The 5,006-nt window shown below is 58.1% G+C and carries 7 protein-coding genes and 1 pseudogene; 1 reads left to right on the top strand and 7 read right to left on the bottom strand.

What is annotated here, in order from left to right; translation table 11 throughout:
* The 7 genes and pseudogenes from A3AI_RS49830 to A3AI_RS0141600 all read right to left on the bottom strand — a co-directional run.
* A pseudogene (locus A3AI_RS49830) lies at nt 1-160 on the bottom strand (IS110 family transposase); the annotation flags it as partial.
* A gap of 122 nt (nt 161-282) precedes the next feature.
* Nucleotides 283-1,038 carry an adenylate/guanylate cyclase domain-containing protein gene (locus tag A3AI_RS49100; protein WP_245287090.1) on the bottom strand — a complete coding sequence of 252 codons (756 nt, stop codon included), beginning with the start codon at nt 1,036-1,038 and terminating at the stop codon, nt 283-285.
* Nucleotides 996-1,247: a HAMP domain-containing protein gene (locus tag A3AI_RS49095; RefSeq protein WP_024521099.1), complete on the bottom strand. Its 252-nt coding sequence runs from the start codon at nt 1,245-1,247 to the stop codon at nt 996-998. Before A3AI_RS49095 ends, A3AI_RS49100 begins: the two co-directional genes overlap by 43 nt.
* Entirely contained in the window at nt 1,241-1,657 is a 417-nt protein-coding gene (locus A3AI_RS49090; RefSeq protein WP_024521098.1) for a hypothetical protein, read from the bottom strand. The genes A3AI_RS49095 and A3AI_RS49090 overlap by 7 nt, the downstream gene beginning before the upstream one ends.
* Entirely contained in the window at nt 1,650-1,985 is a 336-nt protein-coding gene (locus A3AI_RS49085) for a hypothetical protein (RefSeq protein ID WP_024521097.1), read from the bottom strand. The genes A3AI_RS49090 and A3AI_RS49085 overlap by 8 nt, the downstream gene beginning before the upstream one ends.
* Nucleotides 1,986-3,181: 1,196 nt before the next feature.
* Nucleotides 3,182-3,373, bottom strand: a complete 192-nt coding sequence (locus tag A3AI_RS0141605; RefSeq protein ID WP_024521096.1) for a hypothetical protein — start codon at nt 3,371-3,373, stop codon at nt 3,182-3,184.
* 69 nt (nt 3,374-3,442) lie between these two features.
* A complete protein-coding gene (locus A3AI_RS0141600) occupies nt 3,443-3,631 on the bottom strand; it encodes a hypothetical protein (protein ID WP_024521095.1) in 189 nt (62 codons plus the stop codon).
* Nucleotides 3,632-4,515: 884 nt separating this feature from the next.
* Between A3AI_RS0141600 and A3AI_RS0141595 the strand changes: the two genes are divergently transcribed.
* Nucleotides 4,516-4,977 carry a MaoC/PaaZ C-terminal domain-containing protein gene (locus A3AI_RS0141595; RefSeq protein ID WP_024516769.1) on the top strand — a complete coding sequence of 154 codons (462 nt, stop codon included), beginning with the start codon at nt 4,516-4,518 and terminating at the stop codon, nt 4,975-4,977.
* The last annotated feature ends 29 nt before the right edge of the window (nt 4,978-5,006 follow it).

Raw genomic sequence — 5,006 nt, 5'->3', positions numbered from 1 at the left:
CCTCGATCCCCACCAGGCATGGCGGCAATTTCTGGAAAAACGCCAGGACGTGCCGGCGCTTCAACTGACGGCGTATGACCACCTGGCCGGCTGCATCAACGCCGTGCAATTGAAAGACCGACTTCGCGATATCCAGACCGATCGTCGAAATTGACTGCATAGGCTGCTCCTCCGAATCGTGGGAGCCTCAAACGGCGCCCACTCCTTGGCACTCTCGTGCCCGTGGAGGAGCCGTCCACAGCATCAGATTCGGACCTTGAGCACGCGGGCAGCCGGCGTCCTTCATTTTTCGGAAAGATGCCAAATGCCGTTCCAATCGGCCGGTGGTGGAGTATTACGCAGTAGGGCGATACGCTTGAGGAAGAGCTGCGATGGGCCATCCTCCATATTGGTGCCAAGGCAGCTTTCGAAGTGGGTCTGCGCCTCGTCCCAATCCTGTCTGCGATAGGCGGCCAGGCCGCACGCGAACCGATCGCGCAGCGCGCTCTGCTCTGGCTTAAGCTCGCCAGCGTGTCCCATCGCCTCGTAGATACGGACCGGCTCGGTCTTGCCAGCAACAGTGATCAGATCGAGTTCGCGGGCTTCGATGACCTGTTGTGCCAGCCGAAACGTCTCCTCGCTGAGGATGATCGAGGTGTCGTAGATCTTGTTGATGCTCTCGAGACGTGAGGCAAGGTTTACGGTGTCGCCGATCACGGTATAGGACCGCGCCGCTTCTGAGCCGATGGTCCCGACAACGGCCTCGCCTGTGGCTATGCCCATGCGGATCACAAGTGTTGGCGGACTACGTCGCATGCCGGTGATCTCGGGCAGCTGGGCGCGCAGCGCGACGATTGCTTCCTGCTGTGCTAGTGCCGCGAGACAGGCGTCGCTGGCGTGGGCATCGCCGGCTGAAAACGGCGGGGTCCAAAACGCCATCACGGCGTCGCCGATATACTTATCGATCACGCCATGATGCTCGTGGACCACAGCAGCGATCGCGCCGAAATAGCTGTTCAGCAGGTTTGCGACAGCGCCGGCGGTGAGTTGTTCGCTGATACCAGTGAAGCCTTTGATGTCGGAAAAAACACCGTTAGATTGCGGCGCTCGGCCTGCTCCGCGCTATTGCCTATTAGCCGGGTGACGATGCGCGGGTCGACGAACTTGCCGAATGTTTCCTTGATGCGTTCGCGCGTGCGAAGCTCCTCGACCATGCGATTGAACGAAAGGGCAAGCTCGCCCACTTCATCGCGCGAGCGAATCACCACCGGTTGCGAATCCCCCCGGACTCGATCGCCCGGGCGCTGGCAACCAGTTGGCGCAACCCGGCGATCACGCGGGTCGAGCCCACGGCGCTGATACCAAGCCCGACGCCGCAAGCTGCCAGGAAAAAAGCAAAACTCAGATAGGTGTCGAGCTCTTCCCGCGCGAGGACCTCCCGGGTTGATCGCTCCGTGAGTTCGGCGACTGCACGGCGAATTTCGGATAGGTCTGGACCGAACGCCTGAGCGAATTTCGCGAAGTCCAGAGATGCTATCCGCGCATCCTCACGGCGCCCGTCGGCGAGCGCGGCCATTGTGCGGTCCCCGACGGACAGAAATTCCTCTAGGTTGCGGCTAAGGTACTTGAACGAGCCTTCGATGCGTGCCAACTCGACGCGGTCAGCGGCCTTAGCCACGGTCTTGGATCGCTTGTTTGAGTAACGTGCCGGCCGTCGCAACATCCGAACGCATCTCCTCGGTCAGTGCTTGTTTGGCGGAGGCGGCCGCCGCGACCTGCTCCGGACTGGCGGGATTGAGTCGAAGCACGCGCAGGATATTGAGCTCGTACCGGTCGGTGTCGACGTCGAACTGGCTAACGATCCGCGACAGCGGGAGCTCATAACCGACTATGTTGCCTATCTGGTCGCTGTCCAGCCTCTGAATGATGGCGAGCACACCGACCACAAGGCCGAACAATCCCAGAAGAATGCCGGCGAGGCGAAAGATCTTTTTGCGGATCGTCATGCCAAGCCAATCGCTGGAGGACAAGGCGCCACGCTTTCATGGCGCTCAAGCCTAAGCATCATCTGCCGCACTCCAGGCATTGGGAAGGTCCGCGACGGGTCGATGCTGTCGAAAAAGTCGAAAAAAGCCGCCTCCGTAAAACACTCGCAAAAGTGAGCTCATGGCCAGTTTTAGCTAGAGACGCCTTTTAAAGCGAGGAAACGACCCTGCTGGTTACGATCCATTGTTCGGGTCGGCCTCGGTCACTGATGAAATACAGGATGCTGTACGCGACGATCGTCGCCCTTTCGCGGTTACCTGCGAACCCCGGGCCTGAACGGTGCTATACCGACTGTTGGCGCGCTAGGAACGGGAGCGCTACGCACGGGAGGCATGGTGTTGTTCCAGGTGGGCGCCACATTTGTCGTGCCTAATGGCCAGGAATATGTCCCCACCGACGGAGCAGGAACTGTTCCAACGATACCAGGTCCGGAATTTCCATAAGCAGCTCCGGGTTGCGTTTGTGCGAGGGCGGCCGTGCTACAGAGAGCGAGCGCGGCTACCAGTGCTATTGTTGTGGGTTTCATGGTTGGTCCTTTCTCGCCATCCATGAGATTGGATAGGCGTAATCTGACCTGAAATGGATGGAATCCCAGTTCGTTCGAGATCGAATGATGGTGTGTAGTTCGGCCCGCCGACACCAAAGAAAATGCACACAGTTTCGCCGACCTTCGCCGCTTGTACTAAGCGCGGGGCCTTGACGGCGAAGATTTGATCGCGCCGAAAATTACGGCCAACCCGACGATAAAAATGGACGATCCCTCCCAGAAGGCGCGAATTTAAAAACCCGCTGCTTTTCCCTTCGCGTCACAACCGAGCGTGTCTCCGCAACGCATCGTTCTCGTTGATCTAGATCAACGCATGTCCGCGTGGGGTCAATCGCGACGGTTTTACCCGATCTCTGTTAGGTCCGGTCTACCCCCTCAGAGCCGACATAGGTGGCAGGCGGATTTCGTCGGTGTGGGCCACTAGCCGCCGTAAGCAATTGCAGCAACCAACCACCATTCGCGGTAGGTGCGCGCGGTGACTCGCGGCCCCCGCCAGATACGTCGACACCGAGCGTCTTGGCGGTCTTGAGGCATGAGCGGCAGCCGATCTCGCGAGCCGCCTCCGCCTCGACGCAGGTACCACCAGTCCTTTGGAGGGGGCTTCTCCTTTTAATTTTTGGCCTGCTGGATAGCATCCTTAGCTGTTGCAAAGAGAGAATTTATCTCGTTGTTGTCGCTAGACTTGGTGCATACGCCGACTCCAATTTTCAAGTCACCGCCGGCCACCACATCAAGCTCCTCGGAAGACAACTCGTGCAGCTCCAGAGCTTCGCTCTTTGCAGTGATTGCATTTGCAGTCATCACGTTTTTCCCTTTGAAATAGTCGGCGCTATGTAAAATCGCTCACCGTCGCTCACTTGCAAAGCGCGCTTACCCTTGCTGCATAAGCGCTTTAAACATGTCGGCCAGCGGATCTTGTTTCTGACTCTCTTGGCTGGACTTGGTGCATACGCCGACTCCAATATTCAAGTCACCGCCAGCCACCGCATCGAGCTCTTCGAAGGGCAACTCGTGCAGCTCCAGAGCTTCGCTCTTTGCAGTGATTGCATATCCTGTCATCACGTTTCTCCCTTGAATTAGCCGACGCTATCATCCGCGCCTGCGGCCATATTTAGCATCACCGCTCTCGTCGCTATGTGACGGCCATCACAAATGTCTGGTTCAACCGGTCGCTCACCTATAAGCTTGTGCGCGGCAGCGAAATCTTGCCGCTTATGTCGGCTCGGGTCAGACTCGGACGTCGTGGCCTGTTCAAGCTAGGTCCGCTTTTACCCCCGACAGCCGACATATAGACGAACGCTGGTTTTCGTCGTCGGCTCGGGGTTGGCAAGGAGAAGCTTCACTTGCGGCGTTGGTCGGAGCAGCCATGTGTTCGGCCTGTCAGCGCGGTACCCACGACCGCTGGCCATAATGCGCTCCGCGGATCAGGTACGCATTCGGTGATGGTATGGCCCTTTTGGGTTGTCCTGATCGCCGGATCGACCGGCGCCGCATTGCGTGCTGTTCGTCCTCCAACCATTACGTCACGCTGGGCTGTCCGGCTGTGATCTCGTTTACGCCATGAGAGCGGCGGGTTCCTCGTGGCGTTCGTTCCAAGATCTCCTCCCTACCCCCTCTGCCAAGCCAAGTGGGTTTTTTGTATTTATTTCTGAACTTTTTGCGCGTGAACGAGGGCCACCGGTCGACGGGAATCAACCTCCAAACTTTTGACCGCCCCCTATATCCTCGTCCGGCTAATCAATTGGGCTCGATAGCGGGACCTAGCAAGTGGGGGTCATTCGAGAGCCCGTCTGCTTTGCGCCCAACAGCGGACTTCTGCACCATACCGTCGATGGTCGCCTAACGGGCCACAAGGCGACATGGCCATTTTGACCGACGTCAGGCTATAGTGGATAAAGTCAGCACCTCCCTTCGTCCCCTTTCGCTTGGTAGAGGATTGACCGATGAGCAGCGGATACTTTGAGGATTTCGAAATTGGTGATAGCCGCAAGGCTGGTCCCTATCTGGTCTCTAAGGCCGAAATCATTCAGGTCGCGAAGCAGTTCGACCCCCGCCCCTTCCATATCGATGAAGAGGCTGCTGCTCGTTCCGTCTTTAGGGGATTGACGGCATCTGCCGCCCACACGTTCTCGATCTTCATCTTTCTAACCAATAAAGTGCAGCCACCACTCCGTGCGCTTGCCGGACTAGGTTATGATGAGCTGAGGCTGCCGAACGCTGTTCGCCCAGGCGACGAGCTAGACCTCGAGTCGATCGTCTTAGAGAAGCGAGAGTCGAAGTCGAGACCAGATACGGGAATCATTCGCAGCCAACCCCACCTACGCAACCAGAGGCGCGAAACAGTGTTCCAGTGTGTCAGCAGTGTTCTCGTCGCAAGGCGACCGGCTGAGAAAGCGTCGACGTAACGGTTAGCCGGGTACGCTCGGTCGGTTTT

The sequence above is a fragment of the Bradyrhizobium sp. Tv2a-2 genome (assembly GCF_000472425.1).
Classification (GTDB): domain Bacteria; phylum Pseudomonadota; class Alphaproteobacteria; order Rhizobiales; family Xanthobacteraceae; genus Bradyrhizobium.
The sequence above is the reverse complement of the archived record's forward strand: the minus strand, read 5'-3'. Positions and strand labels throughout refer to the sequence as shown.